The organism is Streptomyces sp. NPDC048297, from assembly GCF_043201585.1.
GTDB lineage: Bacteria > Actinomycetota > Actinomycetes > Streptomycetales > Streptomycetaceae > Streptomyces.
Genome location: NZ_JBICZA010000014.1, coordinates 24,535 through 46,192 on the forward strand (window position 1 = coordinate 24,535; position 21,658 = coordinate 46,192).

1 protein-coding gene is annotated in these 21,658 nt (G+C 71.1%); it reads left to right on the forward strand.

The genetic code is table 11. The annotated features are described in order from the left end of the window. Positions 1 to 15: 15 nt before the first annotated feature. Positions 16 to 21,658: hypothetical protein (locus tag ACGFYV_RS17445; RefSeq protein WP_393879251.1), on the forward strand; the 21,643-nt coding region annotated here is incomplete at its 3' end.

Genomic DNA, 21,658 nt, shown 5'->3' on the forward strand with positions numbered 1-21,658 from the left:
GCGGGAGTGTCTCCGGTGACGATCTATTTGCCGGACGCGTTCGGCCCAATGGCGAAGATGACGGTGGGTGAGGAGTGGATCAAGACTGACGAGGACAAGCTCCGCGAATTCTCGGACGTGTGGTTTGAGAGCGCACGTCAGATGATGGCGATCGCGGAGTCGTTGGGTCCGGCGACGCAGGGTGTGCTGAACGCGGTTGGTGGCAGGGTCGGTGAGCAGTACGAGGTGTTCACCCGGGAGATGGCCGAGGCGCTGCCGGGTCTGGCGGGGTCGTCGAAGGAACTGGCGGAGCTGCTGAGGGAGAACTCTGTTCAGGTGCAGTACGCGAAGCTCATGCTGTTGGTGCAGATGGCGTGGACGATGTGGGCCATTGGGGAGCTGCTCTTCTTCGGGATGCCGGAGGCGGTCGGGGCGCTGGTCAAGGGTGTTCAGGCGGTGTGCAGGCAGATCCTGAGATCGCTGTTGCTCGGCACTCTCACCGGTGTGGGCTTCATGGCCTTCTCGGACTTCGCGATCCAGTTCATTCAGAAGTACGGCACGAAGGACCGTTCGCACTGGTCGCTGGAGAACTTCCTGTCGGACGTCGTGGGCGGCGGGATCGGTGGTGCGTTGGGTGGTCTGCTGTCCGAGGTGGGGCACATGGTGGCGCCCAAGTTCGCCTCCCATCTGCTGGGGCAGCTGGCCATCGGTGGTGCGGTGGGCGTGGGGTCGACGGTGCTGACGGACCTCGCCCAGCGCAGCCCCAACGACGGTATGACGGTGGGCCTGGGAGCAGCGTCGGGTGCGGTCGGCAACCTCCAGGGGCGGGGCTGGAAGGGATGGGGGCGATTCGGCGGCCACACCCCCGACATCGACACGCACTTCGACCTCCCGAAGACACCCGAGTTCGACGGCACGCCGTTCGCGGACGACGGCGGTTCCTGGACGTTCGACCGTGAACAGGACGACACCGGCCAGCAGCAGGGCCCGGTCCACGACGGCGCCTGGCTGCGTCGGCGATGGGGCGGCGGAGCAGCGGGGGATTCGGGCAGGGCGGCCACGACGGCGGACCGCACCCCCGAACAGAACACCGTGCAGGCCGGGTTGGACGCCGCCGCGTCACCCTGGGCGGCTGCCGCCGGCTCGTACCTGCCCCCCGACGTCATCGCCCGTGCCCGCGAGCACGTCGCCCGGCAGTACGCCGGCTTCCCCGCCGAAGCCCCCCGCGGTCCCAAGGAGATCACCGCCGACCTCACGCGTCAGGCCGTCGTCGAGAGCGTCGTCCAGCACCTCGCCGGACGCTTCGACTCCGACTGGGGCACCTGGGCCCGCACCCCCCTTGAGTCCCCCGGGACCGCGGCCGCCGACGCCCGCGCCCACGCCCTGTCCCGTCCCGGGGCGGCCGGCCGCGTTCACCGCTCCGCCTGGCAGACCCTCGAACCAGGCATCCGCGCCCAGGCCGAGAGCGCCGTCGCCCGCACCGGGCCGTCCGCGGTACGACAGGACCCCGTCGGTCTCACCCAGCGGCTCACCCGCCAGGCCGACGCCCTGTGGACGCGCAATCAGCAGCCGGTCCACGACCTGATGGACACCACCGCCGGCAGCGACATGCGGCACAGCGACTCCCTGGCCGCGTTCGACCGCACCGTCCCCCGGGGCGCGACGCACAGCGAGGCGCCCGGCACTGGCGCCCTGTCGGAGACCGGCCGGCAGATCCTGCGGGAGCAGTGGGCCCGTCAGACCGTCGCCGACCACCGGGAGATCTTCGGATCCCCTGCCGACGCCATCACCCGGGCGACGGGCACGGCGACCGCCACCGGCACGGCCGTCAACGGAGCTGGTCATCCGTCCGGGCACACGGCCCACGCCACAGCCGCAGCCACAGCCGCAGCCACCCCCACGGCCGCGGCGACCGGCACGTCGCCCAGTGGTGCGGAGCGTCCGGCCGTCGGGACCGCCGACCGTACCGCCGCCGTCCCGCAGACGGCGGACTCGCTCGGGCAGGCGCCGAGGCAGCCCGCACAACAGAACCCCGTCCAGACGGCGGAGCAGACGTGGGCGGAGCGGCAGCGGCAGCGGCTGGCCGAACTGCCCCTGCACGTGGAGGTCCAGCAGGCCAAGGAAGCCGCGATCCCGCCGGTCGTGCAGCAGGTGGCCGACGCCTCCCGCGGTTCCTGGCGCGCCGCCCTCACCGGTCCGGGCGGTCTGGGACGGGACTTTTCCCGCACCTTCGAACTCACCGCGGACGGCCCCCGCGTACACGGCGCCGACATGGCCGCGCAGCGCACCGCGGCCAGCGCCCTCGTGGGCAGCGTGCACCACCGCCTCGACCAATGGGCCGCCACCCGCACAGAGGCGCCCGCACCCGACCAGGCCGGGCGCGCCACCGGCATCGTCGCCGACACCGTCACCCCGCAGGCCGCGCAACGCCACGTCGCCCTCGCCGTCGCCCGCAACACCGCCGCCCAGCAGGCGACGGATCAGGCCCGCCAAGCCGTCACCCGCCACAGCAGCACCACCGGCATCCCGCTGACCCCGGAAGCCCGCCAACGCGTCATCGACGACCACACGGACCGCGTCACCGACCTCTTCGACCGCACCTTCACCCGGGCACCTGCCGACGGTACGAGCGCCCGTCCGGGGAGCCTCGATGCGCGCCTGCCCGCCTGGACCACCCGCCGCACCGCTCTCACCGGCGAACTCCCTGCCCTCATCGCGCAGCACACCGCCGCCCAGCCGGCCACCGAGAGCAGGGCCGCGACCGCCACCGAAGCCCGCTCCCCAGCCACGGCCGACGGCGCCGCCGCCCCGGTCAGGCCCGCCGCCGAGTCCGACGGCCCGCCCCCTCCGCCCGGGGACCGGCCACCCGCCGCGCAAGCCGACCGAGGCATCCCGGCCCTCGAGGCCACGCCCAAGCCGGGTGAACCCGCGCACCGCGACGGTCTCCCGCGCGAGGCCCCGGCCGTCGAGTCGGCCGCCCGTACCTTTGGCACCGACGCCCCCGCTCGCACCCGCCCGGCGGGCGGCGCCGCCGATGCCGCCGGTCACGAAACGGCGATGCCGCAGGAGCAGGCTCGGGCGCGCCGTGCCGAGAAGTCCCCTGAGCGCCCGCACTCCGGCGAGCCCTTCACGTCATGGGCCGACGACTACTGGCGCACGCAGGTCGCCGAGGCACACCGCCGCCTCGCCGCCGACAGCGCCACCGAGCGAGCCGACGCCTACTCCCGTGCCATCGGTCTCATCGCCGACAGCACCGGGCACGACTCCGCCGGCCTGAGGGAGACTTTCGAGCGGGACGAGGCCCTTGCCGAGCCCCTTGAGAGCATGCTGCACCTGGTCGCGGGCGAGTACCACGTCCATGGCGAGGGCGCGGCCCGGGACCTCGCCGCCGACCTGCGCGAGCGCTTCGACGCCCACGTCCCTGACGGACAGGTCCACTCCTCCGGACCGAAGACGACGCGTCCCGCCGCCCCGTCCACCGACGCACCGGAACCCGAGAGGGCTTCCGCCCGCCGGCCCCGGTCGGCCGGTTCCGACCGCCCGCTGCCCGACCGGACCTCTTCGAGCACCGAGGCCGAAGCGGATCTGGAGTCGAGGGCTTCCAAGGAGCTTGCGGGCTGGGGCGCGGAACGCCTCACGCACGAGGAGTTCGTCGCCGCCCATGAGGCCGCCCGCGCGAGGCATTCGTACTGGGACAGGATCGGTCCCAAGGAGAAGGCGACACTGATCGCCGTCGAAGCGGTCGGAGCCGACTCGGCAGTGCGCGGCGGCAGCCGCCCTTCGCGCACACCCGACGGGAGTCCGGACCCCGATTCGTTCGGCGTCCTCCCACCGCCCGAGTCCCTCGCCGGGCCCAGCCAGGACAACTGGCAGGACACCATGGACTGGCTCAACAGCCTCCCCCAGGACCAGTTCGACGCCCTCGCGGACCAGGTCCTCGCAGCGGCACCCGTCCTCGGGAACACCCCGGTCGATGCCGTCGGTGGCGCCCGGGTCGACACCGCTGGTGACGTCCCTGAGGACGGATCTGATGAGGACTTCGAGCACGGCTTGTTCGGCGACTCCCCGTCGCCCGAGCCCGTTGCCCTCGCACTGCCTGGTTCACTGAGCGAGCCACCGGCTGACAGACAGTCACCGTACGACCGGACTCCTGACGGCGACGACGGCATGGACGTCGACGGTACGGACGCTGCCGGCGACGACAGGAACTTCCTCCTGGAGGCCTTCGAGCGATCTCCGGAGCCCGAGGAGTCTCCGGGGCCCGAGGTGTCCGACCGTCCGACGCCTATCGATGTCGACGCCATCATCAACCCGCCGTCACGGGCGGCACGGGCGGTGCTCGGCCCGCACACGGATGTGTCCTGGAATGCCCGCCCTGTGAAGAGCGTGCCCTGGGCGCGTCCCTGGATCGCGCCGCTCACCGGGGATCAGACGAACGCCGTTTTCCGCATCGCGGAGTCCCATCCCGATGCCACGCTGGGTGGTGTCTGGGACCACGTCAATTCCCAGAGCATCACGCTCACAGCGGAGGAAATTCACCGCCTTCACAACCGCTACCACCAAGAGCGCCAAACTGATCAACCTGCCGCGCCGGCACCACGACGGCGGCCCGCCCCACAGCCGGCGTTTCCCGCTCTGCCCGACCTGCCCAACCTGGCCGGCCGCCGACAACTACGTGCCGGTTCTTCCCAAGAGAGCATGGGTGCGCTTCTTGGTATCGAAGGTCGGGTTTTCTCCGCAGTGGAGTCGGGGGCGTCCCTCGGATGGGGCGATGCGGTCCGTTATCGGGCAGTGCTGGCTCGGATCGGGCAGCTGCGCGGGGTCGCCGAGGGCACTCTGCAGGAGGGGATCGCCGACACCCTCCAGAACCCGCACATTCAGAACGCCCTCAGCGATCCCGCCCCGGACGGAAGCGGCCGCACCCTGGATGAGGCCATCCTCGCCCTCCACGAGCAGCACCCCATCCTGCCTGTCCTGCCCGACGCGCCCGCTCTGGATGCCCGCCGGCAACTGCGTGGCGGACTTCATCCGAAGGTCATCGGTCGGCTTCTCAACGTGGACGAATCAACTCTCCTAGGATGGGAGGAGTCGGGGGCGCCACCCTCTGGCTTTGCGGCCAGTTACTGGGCGGCACTTGCCCGGCTGGGGCAGCTGCGCCGGCCGGACTCCGCTGCCCTGACGGAGTGGAGCACCCGCGCCCTTCAGAACACGCACATTCGAAACGTCCTCGATGCCCCCGCCCCGCGCGACAGGAACCGCACCCTGGACGAGGCCATCGTCCACCTTCACGAGCAACATCCGGTGCAGCGCGACCTGCCCGCCCTACCCGATCACGATGGCCGCGTTGAGCTGCGTGGCGGACTACACCCGGTGGTCGTCGCTCTGTTTCACGGTGTCAGTGAATCAACTTTCAAGGGGTGGGAGAAGTCGGGGAAGCCGCCCTTCAACCAGATGGTGCGTTATCGGGCGGTGCTCGCCCGGGTGGGACAGCTGCGCGGGCCGGACTCCGGTTTCCTGGCGGAGTGGAGCGCCCGTACCCTTCAGGACCCGCAGGTTCGAAACGTCCTCGATGCCCCCGCCCCGCGCGACAGGAACCGCACCCTGGACGAGGCCATCGTCCACGTTCACGAGCAACATCCGGTGTTGCCCGATCCGGCAGGCCGGCAGCAACTGCGGGGCGGGTCTTCCCCTCGGCTCTTCACCGGCCCTGAGCAAGAGGGCGGGGCGGCTGTCTTCCCTCGCGACGAGTTGCCGGCAGGGATGCGACCGGAGACGGCCGAGCGCGCGGCCTTCATTCTTCAGCAGCATGTGCGCGTGCCGCTGATCATCGGCACTGACGCCGAGTCGGTCGCCGCCCGCCTGCCGTACCAGCGGGCGCTGGAAGACGTGGCGCGCGCGCTGCACGCCGGTGGGGGCGAACCCGACGTCGAGGCGGCCCACACGGTCGCCGCCCGTGCACTGCGGGAGATCCCGGGCGCCACACCTGCCGATCACAGCATGGAGCTGTCCGGTGGCGCGAAGAAGAAGCAGCAGAAGAAGTCGTCCCGGCAGCAGTCCGGCAACGGTCCCGACACGGCCGGGTCCTCATCGGCCGGACCGAGCCGCCCCCCGCAGACCCCGGCCGTCCGGCCCGGCCAGCATGCCGGCTCCGCCGCCGGAGGGCACGAGGGCGGCGGCATCCCGCAGGCCACGCCGAGCAGAGCACTTCGCCAGATGGTAGAGCGAGAGCTGCCGAGGCAAATGGCCTCCCGCACCGCCGTGGCGGATGCCGCGGTCCGGGTGCTCGAGCGACTGCCGGGTCTGCCCGAGCCGCAGCAGGCCCAAGTCGTGCAGACCGTGAAGAGCGTGTTCGAACTCGGTGGCCCGTTGCGGGAACAGCTGGTGCGACATCCGGACGTGCTCCGTGCGGTCTGCCAGCAGACCAGTCTGTACGCGCTGCTGGGCCACCACCCGGAGCTGGTCGCACGCCTGGACGCTCGCCCTGGCGTCCTGAACTCACTCGTCTGGACGAGTCAGGCGTGGTACGACGAGCAGCGCTTCAAGACGGAGAAGGACGTCGCGGACATTCTGAACCGGGTCGAAGTGCTCGATGAGCTCGAGGCAGAACCGAGTCTGCGAGAACTGGTCCTGGTACTTAGCCTCAACCTGCTGCGGAATTTGGATGGCCGACTGGATATCGTGCGCGACGTCGCGGCCGTTGGGCGTGATGTCCAGTTCCTGGCCTCGAACTTCCCGGACTTCGGTGGTGCCGTGCGTTCTCAGGAACGGGAACAAGCGCGCGAGGTGCTGTGGCAGCTCGGAGCCGAGGCAGGCCTCACCTCAGCTCTGATCACCCGAGCGTGCCGCCCGGACCTGACGCCCCGAACGTTCCGCACGGCCTCGCACGAGAGTTTCACCGCCGACAACTTCCGGACCGTCCTGACGGACACCCGGCTGCGCCTCGTGCTGCGGGGCTTCCCCGAGCAGATGCACGTGGCTCTCACCTCCGGGCGGACTCTCACATCGGTGACCGCCAACCCACAGGTGCTGAAGGTGCTCAGCACCTCCCCGGGACTCACCGAGGTCCTGGAGACCGTACCGGCCTTCGCCGAGCGCCTCCTGGGAGACCAGAAGGCGATGGAGGCGGCCGTACGCAACCCGGAGGTCGCGGCTGCCCTGTCCTACGATCCGACGCGCTACGACGCCGTGTCCGACGAGGAGCTGGAGGCGGAACTCGTCAACGAGCGCGGCCCGAAGCAACGCGATGAATGGGAGCCGAAGCCCACCCCCCAGCAGCCGCAGAACGTCGACGAACTGGGCACGGCACAGCTGCTGTCCCGACTGCGGGGAACTTCGCCCGCGTGGGACGCGGTCCTCACGAAGGAGACTGTCCTGGGGCTGCTGAAGGCGGAAGGTAAACTCCCCCTGCTCCGGCTGCTGGCCCGCAGTCAAGCGGTCACGTGGGAGCCGCATCGCATACGGGGCTTGCTGGACCTGCCGTCGGACATCATGCTGCCCGACGATGACACAGCGGCCATGATCGTCGCCCTGGCCGCAGCCCGCCAATTCCCCGTGTACCAGATTTTCAGTCCCAGAGGAACACCGCTTTTCCAGCGGATGATCAGCGACCTTGCGGCAACCGATCGACAGTTCGGAGAACTGCTGTATCGCGCGCCGGTGATGGGCTCCCTCGCCCTCCAGGACCCACGCCCTATCTTTATCTTGCCCGCCGACGAACTGGTCCAGGATCCGTGGACCGTCGCGGCGATGATTCAGTCCTCGGACCTGATGACGAGACTGGCGGACCCGGAGTCCGTGGTGCACGAGGTGATACGGGCCAGCGGTGGAGCCCTGTCCGCGCTCATTCACCGCCATTGGGAGGGGCTGGAACGGCTGACGGATACGCAGTGGGAGGCCTTGGCAGACAACGTGAAGGCGAATCCCGGCCTGCTGCGCGCCCTCATGCCCGCCTTCGGCAAGCTCACGTACGCGCATTGGCAGCGGCTGCTCACCGACGGCCCTCTGTTCGGGCTGTTGGACGAACGGCTGAGGGGGAAAGCCCCCACCGCCCGCGCACTGGTGCGGCGACCCGACGTGTTGGGCGAGGCGATCGCGCGCCCCCGCTTCGCGGAGGAATGGACGAGGCGTGAGCGGGAGTTCGACGCGCTGGCCAGTGGTGAGCAGACCGGTGCTTCCCCCGCGGCTCTGCTCCGTGCCGTGGTGGACACAGGCCCCGCACTGCTGAATGCGGAAGGGTTCGTGCTGAACCCGGAACACACTGCGGTCGTCGAGCGGTTGCGGCCCCATCTGGAGAGCCGGACTCCTCCCGAGGCCGTCGGCGAGGCGCTGGCCGCCTCCGGCTCGCCGCTCGACGAGGGCATCCTGGAGGAGTACGGCGCAGTGCTCGCCACCGATGAGCTGCGCCAGGCCGTGCTTGACCGCCCCTACCTGGCCGAGCCGGTGTTCTCCATGCCTGACCTGCGGGCGCTGCTGCAGATCAGGCCTTCTCTCCTCGACGCCGTCAGGCGTTCCCCCGAGAAACTGCACAAGCTTCTGTCGGATCACCGTCTGCCCGCACTGCTGGCCCGCGAGGACTCGGTGTTCGACATTTATGTCAGCCACTGGGTTAACTTCGATACCGAACTCAATAAGATACTGGACAAGGTTCAGCGGAATCCCGAATACGCAGCCGCCTTCGAGCGGTTGTGGGCGTCGCACTTTCACATGCAGCAGGAATACAAGCCGGTGACTGACCTGCTGGCGGTCAGTCCTGTGCTGTCGCGGGCTGTTGCCGCCGACACCGGGATCGCGGTGGAGCTGGCCCGCTCGAACGATGTGGTGGTCGCGCTGCACGCGGCGGGCGAACCGGTGATCCAGGCCCTCATCGCCGTGCCGGCGAGGCTGCGGGCCGCCGTGGCAGAGCCGGCGTCGGTCGGCGCCGTGGCCGGTGTGCCGGGGCTGGCCGAGATCCTCACCCAGCGCCCCGGGATCGCGGCGGACGCGGCACAGTGGCACGAGCTGACGAGCAACACCCTCTTGCTGGAACAACTGGCCGCGCACCCGGAGCTTCTGGGTACCGTGCTCACGCCCGCCGTGCTGCCCGTCGCCCTGCGCGCCCCGGCGCTGGTGACGGCCCTCGCCCACACCCCGCCGGAGGTGCGCGAACCGCTGACGTCACCGGCCGTGCTGAGGCTGATCGACCAGAACGCCGGCCTGGCGGACGACCTCGCCTCCCCGGAGCAGGGCCAGAGCCTGCGGGCCGCCCTGGTGGGCCTGCGCGCACTGCCCGGCATCCTTGCCGCCAGACCGGAGCTGCTCGGGGTGCTGCGGACCAAACCCGCCGTGCTCGAGGCACTCCGGGCCAACCGGGCTCTGCTCGACGAGGCCGCCGCCGGGAGCCCGGTGTGGAAGGTCGTCGAAAGCCACCCCGAACTCGCCGGGGCCCTGAACTTCCGGCTGCGCAGGACACTGCACAAGCGTCCCGAGGTGGTCCGCGCCCTGGCAGAGCACCCGGAGGGGTTCGATCCGGAGCTGTTTTCGCACATCCTGCGCCGCGCCCGTCTCCTGGCGGTCATGGACGGGCACCCTGACCTGGCCGCCGCCCTGCTGTCCCGTCCCGCGTGGCAGCGGCGCGCCGCGCACGAACCGGACTTCACCGACGCGCTGGACCGGCTCGCGGGCCTGGACCAGCGGCTCCGGGCCGACCTCCTGAACGGCTCCGACGCCGAACTCTGGGCCCGAGTCACGCCGCAGAGGCCCGCCGTCACGGCAGCGGTGGCGTCCGCCGGGGCGGACACCGCCGCCCGCCGTGGTGAGTCTCCCGGACCGCACCCGGGAACCGCCGCCGTGCCGGCCGGTCCCGCCGGGCCGCGCCCTGCCGCCAGGACCGGGCCGCACGCGGGCCGCCCTGCGCTGCCGTCCGACGTGACCGACCTGCTGACCGGACCACACGGTGTGCGGATCGCCGACCAGATCGCGGATCACCCGGAGCTGCTGCCCCTGCTGGGAGCCGTCCCGCTGCTTGCCGAGGAGATCGGCGAGTACCCCGACCGCCTGGCCGCCTACACGGCCCGCCCGTTCTTCGAGCAGCAGGTGCCGCAGCCGGACGAGATCGCCCGGACAGGCGACACGGACGCCGAAGAGCGGCACTTCGGGCCGGCCGCCTTCGAACGGACCTTCGCGGCCTACCTGCAGTCGGTGGACGTAGCCCTCGGAGAGTCCTTCCACGAGGTGCGCACCGCGGCCTCGCACGCCTGGCACCAGGTCCTCACCACACGTCAGGACGCCCTCGCGGAGATTCACGCGCAGCGGGCGCGGCGGTTCGGCAGGTTCCGCCCCAACGACGAGTCGACCTGGGATCTTTCGGGCCGGGTGCACTTCGCCCGGGTGGGCCCACAGGACTTCACGGACGAGCACCACAAGGTGCTGAACGCGGCCGCACAAGGCCAGGGCGTCCGTGAGGACACCGGCGCCCGCCAGGCGCACATCCCCCTGCACGTCCACCTGGACGGGGGAAGCGGAGGAGCCGCCATCTTCTACATCCTGGCCGACGACGGCCGGATGGACCTGGTGGTGTTCGCGAGCAGCAGCACCCGCTCCAGCGACAACAAGTACCGGTGGACCGGCAGTTCGCAGTACGTCTCGGGGCCCCCGACGCTGGAGACCGTGGCGCACCATCCTCTCCTCACCGCGTCACGCGCCCTTGTCGAGCGAGTGCGTACCGGAGCAGGTGTCCCGGCGCCGGACGGCAGCCGGACGGCTGACAGGAGCACGGTCGGCACGCGCGACAAGGGGAAGGCCCCGGCCGGCCGGCGTATGCCCACCCTCGCCGCGGCGTCCGCAGCCGTCGACCGGGCCGGCCGACTGGCCGCCGCGACGCGCGACTACCACACGCTCGTGCACGCCCAGGGAGCCGGCGGCGAGCAGCCGCACACGGTGGCCCGCCTTCTCGACGCCGGACACGCACTCGGGGACGAGGGCGTGGACGTCTTCGGTCAGGCGTGGGAAAACCTCAAGGCCGGCGACCGAAGCACCGTGGAAGACCTGGTGCGCACCGCCCTGAGCGACCCATCCCGCGCGCACGACTGGGAACCCCACGACTGGGGCGCGGTCGCCGTGGCTCGGCAGATCGGCGGCGACGCTCTCGCCACCGAGACGGCTCGCCGAGTGGCCGGGGAATCCACTGACGGCCCCCTCAGGACGGACGGCTCCAGGGCCGGCCGTCTCCGAGGGGGACGGCCGGATTCGACCGCCACGCGGACACGGTTCGCCGAGGCCGTCGCCGCCGAACCGGCGCTGCGCGGACTGCCCGCGGATCTGGTGACCCGTGCGTTCGCCCTCTACGGGGACGAACGGCCCCCGGAACTGGTGATCGGGCACGACCGGGATCCGGCGGAACCGGAACCGGGACCGACCGAGGCGTACTGGCAGGAAGTCGCGGAGGTGGCCCGCGCGGGGATGGACGCGGTCCACTCGGAGGACGGCCGGACGCCCCTCGACCCCGAGTCGGCGATGCGCGAGCGTGCCCGGGAGCTGGCCGAAGCCCACTGGCGGGCGGTGGGGGTGACCAGCGGCAGTGCGGCGGACCGCGCGCGCTACACCGAACTGACCACACCGGGCTCCGCGTTCCGTGAGCAGATGAAGGTCTGGGTGGACGCGGCGCTGAGCCGCACGGAAGGCGGGCCCGCCAGCGCCTCGCACGAGGACATCCTGGCCGCGTGGCAGCGTCTGCCGCAGTCCCGGCGTCATCTCGGCCTGTCGCGGTTGGCGGACGCGCTGGCGCTCACCCTCCAGGGCGCCGGGCCCGTCGGCATGCGCGGCGGTAGCCGCAGTACGCCGCTCCCGGGCGGAGACCGCCCGTACGGCGAGGTCCGACCCTTGCAGGGGGCGGGAGTTTCCGTGCCCCGCAATACCACGGTCGTTCCCGTCAAGACAAGTGGCCGTGCACTGTCCTCGACAGCGACCGACGCCCTGCTCACCGTGGCACGGGCGACAGTGGAGGCGGCCGCGCGAGGACGGGGCGAGGGAACGCTCGGGTCCGTCGTCATCGAGGTCGTCGGGTACAGCAGCAAATCGCCCGCCGGCGCGGCCCTGGAGAACGGCCGTCGTCGCGCCGACGCGGTCCGCAGGAAACTGAGCGAGCTCATCACCGCCGAACTCGGCCAGAGCCGCTATCGGGACGCCGGTCTGTCCTTGGCCGACTTCAACTTCAACGCGGAAAGCCGCGGCGGGGATCTCGATGAACCGACCGCAAGGTCGGTCCCCTCCTCCCTGCGCTCGAAGGACCGGTTGCGGATCGTCGCGGTCCATGTCCGCTACCCGCTCCCCGCCCACCGGCCGTTGGCGGGACCGACGGCGGCCGACATACCGGCTCGCTGGCGCGGCGGGCAGACGGAAGCACCCCTGCCGGTGTCGGAGATCCTGCGCCGGGAGGCGCAAGGCAGCGGTCCGGCCCGCCCCGACGACATGGGACCCGACGAGATCTCCGGACGCCTCCACGAGATCTCCCGGACGCAGGTCCCCGACATCGGGCGGATCCAGGACCCCGGCCCGCTCGGGCCGGACCTGTTCGGGCTCACCAGGCCGCATCCTGTGGCGGAGGTGTTCCACGATCCCCAGGTCGCCGCGTACCACGGTCCTGACAGAAGCCCGGCCCCCGACAACGTCGCCGGGTTCCTGGACGCGATAGCCATGAATCCCCAGCACCTGGTCCGGGAGGCGGAGCGAACCAGTTACGGTCACTACCGCCGTTGGGCCACGCAGTGGGCACCCAACAGGCAGATACCCTGGCTGCGGCCCGGTGACCTCCGCATTCCCGCCGTCGTCCATGCCATCTGGCTCGGCGGTCCGCTGCGGGACTCGGGCGTGTCAGGCGCCTTCTGGAGACGGTTCGGGCGGGCCGCACACGCCTTCGGCCGGCAGGCGACGTTCGTCCTGTGGACGGACCTGCCGCGCAGCGCCGTCGATGCGGCGACTGATGAGAGCCACGGAACGGAGGACCCCTACCAGTCCGCGGTACGGGAGATGGTCCACTGGTCCTGGGACAACAACATTCGGCTGGTCAACATCAACGAGGTGTTCCACGAGCAGTGGCCCATGCACCTGCACGCCCAGTTCGCCACCGAGACGGCCAAGCAGGTCGGCACCGGATGGGCGGCGGCCAGTGACATCCTGCGGTTGGAGATCCTTGACCGCTTCGGAGGTCTCTACACGGACGGCGACAACGACATCGCCGATCTGCGCGCCTTCCAGGAGACCGTGACAAGCCCGCACGCGTATGGCACGGGTGCCACCGGAACCTCCTTCACCAACTCCATGTTGATCATGCCGGCCGGTCACCCGTTCGCCGGCGCGGCGAAGAACGCCATCGCCGAGAAGTACAGCCAGACACAGCGGGAGCTCTACGCTGAGGAGAACCCCGAACAAACCAACTGGTTCACGCCGACGACCATCGTCTCGCGCAACTCGGTCATGCTCAGGACCGGCCCGTACGCGTACCGGGCGGTGGGAGCGTACCTCGGCCTCGGGGACATGATCGGCGAGTTGCCGGGCGTGAGCGGTGTGACCGACAGATCCGACGGGTCCTGGGTGCGCAAGGCCCAGCCCGTCATCAAGAACAGGTCCGCGGACGAGACGGTCGCCTTCACCGCACGGGTCGTCCACAGCCTGGTGCGCGGCCTTTACAACCGTGAGGGCGAACTGCCCCTCACGCAGACGGCCCAGAGCATCGCGCTCCACGACCGCCCCGACGTCGTCTGGGAAGCGGCCCTGCGCTACCTCGCCTCGCGTGCGGACCTGAGGCCGCTGGTGCGCGGCATCGTCGTCACCCGTCCCCTGCCCATAGCCGGGTATCCCCAGGAAATCGTGGCCATGCCGCGACAGGCACAGGCGTATTTCCGTCTTCTCGACGGAAGCCCCCTGGACCTGTCCGCTCTCCCGCCGGACGACGGCACCGGCTGGTGGCTGGGCGGTCGGTCCCTCGCCGTGCGGATGGTCGTGCCCGATGCCCGGATAGATGAGTCTTCCTCCCGCTCTCAGGGCGTGGAGCCTCATGGTGGGATTGGGAGGCGGGGGGCTGTGCCTGCTGCCGCCCCGTCCGCTACCCCCATTGATGCAGGTGTACGGGACCGGGACGGTCAGGCGGTGTCTGAGCAGCGCGGCCTGGTTTCTCCTGCTGTTGCCGACGGTGGCATCGACGGGGGGCAGATCGGCGAGTTGCCCAGGGAAGCGGATCTTCGGATCGAGGTGAACAGACGCCTGCGGCAGGCCGAAATCTCCCTGGAAGACGCCGCCTTCGAGTCGGCTCGTCGTCGTGCTGTGAACGAGGCGGGTGGGGACGGACTATGGCGGCGTGTCAACTTCCCGGACCAGGCCGATCGTATCGCCCGTGCAGCGCTCGGACAGGGACCGCACCGGCTGGTGGGCGGCAGCCGTCCTTCGCGTACATCGGACGACGGTCGTGACGACGGTTGGTTGGGCGCTTTGCCGGGGGAGCACGTCGCCGGTCCCAGCCGCGGTGCTGACGGCGACATCGCCGCCGCAGATGCCGTGCAGGGGAGGCGGAGTGATGGTGACAGAGGTGCCTTGGCGGATGTGCCGCCTCCTGTGGACTACGCCCTCGTGCACCGAGGGGACAGAAAGCAGGTGGTGGAGAGCAGGCCGGGCGAGACGCTCTGGCACTTCTCCACGCTGCCGCCGGAGGAGGTGTTCAGCACGGGGTTCGCCGGGCGGAGAATCGACAACCTCGTGAAGGTCGACGACTGGGTGAAGGAGAACGCGGAGTCCCAGTTCGTCTCCACCACCCGGGACAGCCAACTGTGGTTCAACCAGCGGCGGTACCGCTACGAAATCGAGCCATGGCGGAACTCCGAACCGACCGGTGTCGACGTCACCGCGACCTTGCGGCGGCAGAACAAGACGTCTCTGGGCAGCGAGGACGAGATCGCCTTCGCCGGCCACATCGAATCGACGGCGTTCGTACGGGTGCTGGACAGCCGGACCAGGATGACCGGCACCTGGGACCCCCGGACTCGAACGGTCGTCTGGACCGATGGGCGTCCCGCCCGCAGTCCGGACTTTGCGCCAACCACCGTCGTGGCGTTCCCGCGGGGGGGCAAGACGCTTTCCCGGGAGGCGATGGAGTCGATTGCGGAGCTGGCGGGCCGGGTGGTCGCGGCCGCGGTCGACGGCCGACGCACCGGTCGACGCGCTGTCGTGGCCGTCACGGGGTACGGAAACGGCTCGAGGAAGACGTCACAGACACGGGCGGACGCCGTCGCGCAGTTCCTGGCCGACCGGATCTCCTCGGAGATCGTCGCGATGGGCCGCGCCGCGCAGGGCCTGGGCGTGGAGGACTTCACCGTCACCTCGGCCGGGCGGGGATCGTCCCCCGACGACGCCCTGCTGTCCCTGGGGATGTCGAGTCAGGGACGGATGCGCAGCGCCGTCGTGCGGATCGCGTTCGAGGAGTCGGCAGCCCCGGACACCCGCTTCGACCGGTCGCCCGCCGTGCAGTACGACCTGGAGGCCGGGGACCCGCCGGGCGCCGAACTGCCTGTAGGTGTGGGTGCGGCGTCTCGCGGCCCGGTCGTGAGGGCCGGCGAGGTGGATACGGACCGGTGGAGGACTCTGCAGAACCCGCGTGTCGACCCCTTCAAGGTCGTTGACGATAGTCAGGGCCGCCGCACCGTGGCACGCCCGCCGGCGTCGGGTGAGCGGACGGACGTCGGCTATGCCTGGTCGTGGCACGAGGGGGTCGCGGGTCGGCCACCGGTTCTGTCCCTGGTTCGCCGTATCCATCTGGTCGCCGGCGAGGGGGCCTCGGAAGCTGAGCTCGACCGCGTCCGCACCGGTCTGGTCCACGGTATCGAGCGGTATGTCAACGAGCGGGGGCACCGGCTGCCCGCCCTGCAGCCGGACCTGACGCAGTCAGGAAGCGCCCCGTCTGCCGGACCGGTGCTGCACGTGGGCGTGGAGTTCGTCGCCGCACCGGAGGCCGCCCACGGTATTGCGGAGGTTGTGCCCGGTACGCCGGCCGGCGGGCACGGTATGAACCAGCGAACGTGGTTCGCCGATGCCCATCCGCTGGCTCTCGTCCACGAATTCGTCCACGGTCTGGGAGTGCACGACGACCGGGACAACGGGCATGACTTCAGCCTCATGGGCAGGCTGCACGGTGACGCCCCCGAAGCGTTCGCCCTCACCGACGACCACCTGCGCCAGATCACCGACGTCTACGCCCCGTACGCCCACGGCACGCCGCTGGCGTCAGGCTCTGTCGAAGACAGCAGCCTGCTCGGCGCCGCGCCCGTGGTCGCCGGTCGTATCGAGAACGAGTCCCTTGCCGCCGTGGCCCGGCTCTTCGGCGACCCCGACAGCACCGGGGCCGACCAGCCCACCGAACCGCCGGAGTCCCCGCCCTCGGGAGGCGACGGCGTCGTCGACCAGGTGGCCGAGGCCGCGCAGGTGCCCTGGTTCACCCGGCTCGGAATGCTCGGCGAGTTCACGGTCCGTCAGGTCGACGGCTGGGACGCGCAGAGCGCCGCACGGCACGCCCGCGCCGTCGCGGACGCGCTGCCCGACCGGCGCCTGGCCCGGGAGCTGACACCGCACCTGACCGAGATCCTCGCCCAGTCCGATCCCCTGGCGTGGAACCGACTGCTCAACGCGGGCCGGGTGGTCACGGCCGGCGGGAGCACCGTGTGGCTGCGACCGGTCCTGCACGATCCCCGGCCCGCCACGGTGGAGATGGACTCGGACGGGGTGCGCCGCTACATCGTGCGGTTCAACTCCACCGCGGTCTCCAGCAGTGTGACCCAGGCCCGGTCGAACACCGTCGAAGCCATGGGCTTCGCGGCCATCAACGTCGCCCTGCAGGCCGCCAGCGCCGTGGTGGCCGCAGGACAGATGAAGGGCGTCTCCTCAGTCTTCACGAACGTCGGCCTGAAGCAGAACGTGATCACCGGTCACAAGCTGTTCGTGGGCAACAACACACCGTTCGAGGCCGGTCTGAAGGTCAAGGTCTACGTCGACGGGGCCGAGCTGAAACTCCGCGAGGAGGTGTCCCTGCCGCGCGGCCTGGTCGTGGAGTTCCCCGACAGCTCCATCCAACCCACCGCACACACCGAGCCCTTCGGGACCGACGAGTCCGGCGAGTCCAGTGAGTCCGGCAAGTTCGCCGAGTCCGTAAAGTCCACCGAGTCCGATGATTCCGGCAAGTACGCCGAGTCCGTCAAGTTCGCCGAGTACGCCGAGTCCGTCAAGTCCGACTTCGGGCTGGATTCCGCGGACGCCATCACGGAAGTCCCCAGAGCCGCCTCCCCTCTCCCGGACCGCGGTCCGCTCAGCACCATTCCCGAGGACGCGGTCACCGCGGAACCGTCGCCGGGCCCCCGGCCGCACGTGTCCTCCGAGACACTCAACGCCGTCGACCTCAACCCGGTCGTCCTGCGGCTGCAGCAGGTGCTGCGCGGCGCGGGCCTGTCGGCGGGCACCACCGCGGAAGTGACCCGCCAGGCCCAACTGCTCGTCAACGAGACGGCGTTCCGCAACCGCAGCCGCTGGATGTTCACCAGCGGCGATGTCAGCAACCGGATCGTCGTCGGCAGCGGGCTTCGCGGGACGGGAGGGTTCTCCGGCCACTTCCGCCTGCGCGCGGGCATCGAGGGGCTGCGGCTGACGGGCCTGACGGACATGGTCACCCGTCAGGACCTCGGCACCGGCCGGACCGGAGTGCGGGGCCGCGGCGGCAAGAGCTCCATCGCCTACGCGGTCGTCGCCAACGTGGTCGGCCTGGTGGACCCCGCCGTGCACCAGCCTCGCACCGGTTCCATCAAGGGGCTCGCCCCCCTGGCCTCACTGGGCGTCGACTGGTCGCGCCGGTGGAGCCACAGCCTGTCGTCCCAGTCCCTCTCGCACTCCATCATGCGGACGAACGGCCCGCAGCCGTACGCCCGTTACCACGCGCGGCTGAAGGTGACGCTGGACTGGACGAGCACCACGCACCGCCGGCTGGACCCGGTGGAAGCCGTCGTGGACGCCGAGCTCGTCGTGCGCTGGCGCGACGGAGACGGCGCCCGGGAACTGGAGGAGTACGCGCTCGGGGCGGTGCACAGCCCCGAACTGCGGCAGCTCGCACCGGCCGTACTGCCCGGACCGATCGCGGCACAACCGCATGTGCGGGCCCTGCTGCGCGAGGCGCAGGCCGAACCCGAACGGATCATGGAGCGGCCCCGTCGGCTGGACACGCCGGCGGGGGAGTTGTCGCCCCCGCCGCACGCTACGCCCGGCACAGCTGACACAGCTGACACAGCTGACACAGCTGACACAGCTGACACAGCCGGCACAGCCGTCCCGCGGCGGCCCGTCGAACCGATGGCCCTGGCCACGCGCCGCGGCCTCGGCTACGCCGTCGCCACCGCCCTGCCCGGTGCCCAACTGGTCGAGGACCACTTCCGCTGGGCGCTTCAGCGGGAAGGGGGCGGTGCCAGCCGCCACGACCAGGCCCTCGTGGACCGTCAGCTCTCCACGCTGTTCGGCCGTCCCGCGCTGGAGGGCGATCTGGCCAATCTGGTCGCGGGGGTGCGGCACCCCGTCCTCGTGGGCGGGCGCCGCTACCTGCTGTCGGTGCGCGCCCATCTGCTGGAGCACCGTGGCTCCATCAGCTACGACCTGACGTACAACACCCGCGCGGCGATGGGGGAGACCGTCACCTCGCACGTGGAGACCTCGTTCGGTGTCCAGGGCGGGGCCGGCGGCGGCGTGCGGATCAGCCTCGGGGACATGGTGCGGGCTCAGCTGGGCGGCGTCCGGCTCGTGGGGCGCGTGGGCTTCGGACGCGGCGAGTCGTTCACCTCGGTCGCCAAGTCCTACCGCCGGCTGGAGACCGACGGGAACGTCGACGAACACCGCTACGAGGTGGTGTACGAGCTCTCGATGGCCCGGGACGACGGGCGGCGGCCGGCCCGTACCTGGTGGATCGACAAGCCCGGTGAGCTGATGGCACAGGTGGTCGTGCCGCACGAGCACACACCGCGTGCCCCCGCGGCACCCGACGAAGCCGCGGCGATGGGCACCGTCGCGTTCCTGCGGCGGTGGCCGGAAGCGGCCGAGGGCAGGCTGCGCCTGGAGAACGGGACGGCCGGCCTCTACCCGGCGTTCCTGCACAGCCCCGAACTGGTCCATCTGGCGACCAGCCTCTACACCCAGCACGCCGGTACCCGGCGGCCGGTGCCCGAAGAGCTGTCGGCGGCGCTGCGCCCCGGCGACCTCGCGGCGTACTTCGGCCAGCTCACCGAACCGACCGGCCGGGTGATCGTCCTGCCGAGGGTGGACGGGCGAGTGGCCACCCTCACCATCCGCCTGCAGGGGTACCGCACGCGTAGCCTGGCCGGGACCATGGCCGGCGAGGGCCCCACGGAGATCGAGCAGTACGCGCAGGCCGCCTCCAAGAACGCCGTCCAGTCCCGTCGGGGCGTGGCGCTGGGCCTGCAGGCCGGACTCGGCCCGCAGTTGCGCTTCGGCTCCGACACGGGCAAGGACGTGGAGATCGCCGAGGGAGCGACCGACCCCCACCGGGAGGTCTGGGCGCCCGGCGGCCGTGTGGTCCTCCAGGCCCACGGGGACATCTCGTGGGACCTGGTCAACCGCACCCGGGAGCAGGACTACGGGTCGATCGACGTCACCCGGGCCACCTACAAGGCGGCGTCGACCGTGCGTGCCGACGCCGTGTACTCCGTGACCCTCACGTGGTGGCAGAACGGCGCGGCTCCTGAGGAGCGCACCCGCATGATCAGGGTCCGTGACGGAATGGACGTCCTGGTCCCGGACCGCCGACGGGAGGACGTCCTGCCCGCCGAGCTGCTGCCGCGGCCGACGGAACCGGAGGAGATTCCGCAGGCGGAGGCCCCGCATACGGAAGTTACGCATACGGAGGTCACGCAGGAGAAGGTCCCGCAGGCGACGGCCGAGGCGACGGCCCCGCTGGCCGCGCCCGTCGACCCCGGCCCGTCCTCGTCGGCGCTCACGCCCGCCGTCCACAGCCCGGTCCCCGAGCCCCCGCTGCGCACCTACGTGGGCGGCTCGGTACTGCGGACCGCCGTGCATCCGGAACTGATGGACTCCGGCGACGTGCTGCCGCACATCCTGAGCACCCTGAAGGGCCGGGGCGTCCTGCACCCCACCAAGGTCGAGCCCGCGCTCGTGGCGGCCTTCCGCCCCGAAGCGCTCAGAACCCGGTGGAGCGCGCTCACGGACGGCGGGATCACCACCTGGATCCCCACCTCCGGTTTCGCCGGTACGACGAACTACCTGTGGGTGCACGTGGAGGTGACCCGCATCCACGAGGCGACGTCCCACCGCTCCCGCGGCGAGACCAAGCTCACCCTGCGCGCGGAGAGCACCACCGACGAGAAGACCGTCAACGCCCGTGGCACCACCTACGGCGTCGGCGTCAACGTCGCGGGCCGCGGCGGGCAGCACGAGGAGAGCAGCAACCAGCAGGGGCACGGCGGGGTCGACCTGGCCGCGGGAGTCCACGGCCGCAAGGCGGACTCCGAGACGCGGATGTCCAAGTACGTGGACATCTACCGGGCGAACACCCGGGTGGGCTCGGAGGAGTTCGAGCATCCGCTGACGTTCCGCGTGCAGATGGGGACCAGCCGGCAGATGCCGGAGGTCCTGAGCACCCTGGGCCGCGGCACGGTGGGAACGGTCGGTCTCTTCGCCCGGCTCATCGGCCGCCGTCACGTGGTGGAGAACGCCTGGCACACGCACCAGCCGTGGACGTGGCGCTCGGAGACGAAGGACATCGCCGGGTCGGTGCGTCTGCTCGTGTCCTCGCGCCTCGTGGTCGACGCGGACGAACCGTCGGCCCGTCCGCCCGCCCCCGAGACGGCGGGCGCGGCGGCCGTGCCCCGCTGGGCCCACCTCGACCGGACCATCACGCCCACCACGTCGCAGGGGGACCTCACCCCCCGGCGTGTCGCCGAGACGCTCCAGGAACTGCACCCATGGGACATGCCGGCCGCCCGCGTGATCCGCGAGTGGGCCAAGGTCGTCGCCATCCCGAGCCGGGCGCTGCCCGACCTCGCCTCGTCCACGGTCGGCGAGGTGCCCGCCGTCGGGCACGGCACCCGGGCCGGTCTCGTGTACGAGCAGGACACCAGCCATACGATGCTGCGGACCTCCGTGTCGCGTCTGCTCGCGCACGAGTACACGGTGAACGTGTCGGGCCGGAAGGTCACCGTCGGCCTCGACCTCGTCTCCGCCGGCCGGCTGCTCGACCAGAGTGAGCTGTTCAAGGCCCGCCGCTACCAGCAGGGCGACGAGGACGAGGAGATCGGCCGCGACCGTTCGTCCGGCCGCTACCTCGGCGCGGGCCTGGAGGGCGGTGGCGGCGTCGGCGAGGACGCCCTGCTCGGCCGGCAGCCCAATGAGATCGGCACCGAGTCGGAGACGAAGGTCGACGGCGGTGTCTCCGCGACCATCGAGCATGACGAAGAGGTGGTCCGGGACTACACCCACTACCGCTTCGACGTCGACGTCGTGCTGCGCGGCGCCGGCAAGCGCGAACTGCGGGTCCGGGTGCCGGGCGGTCTCATCGCCATGCTGCCCACGCGGGACGGCATGCCCAAGGCCGAGATCCAACGCGACCTCGCCCACCTGTTCCCCCCGAGGGCCGAGGAGGGCACGGATCCGGCAG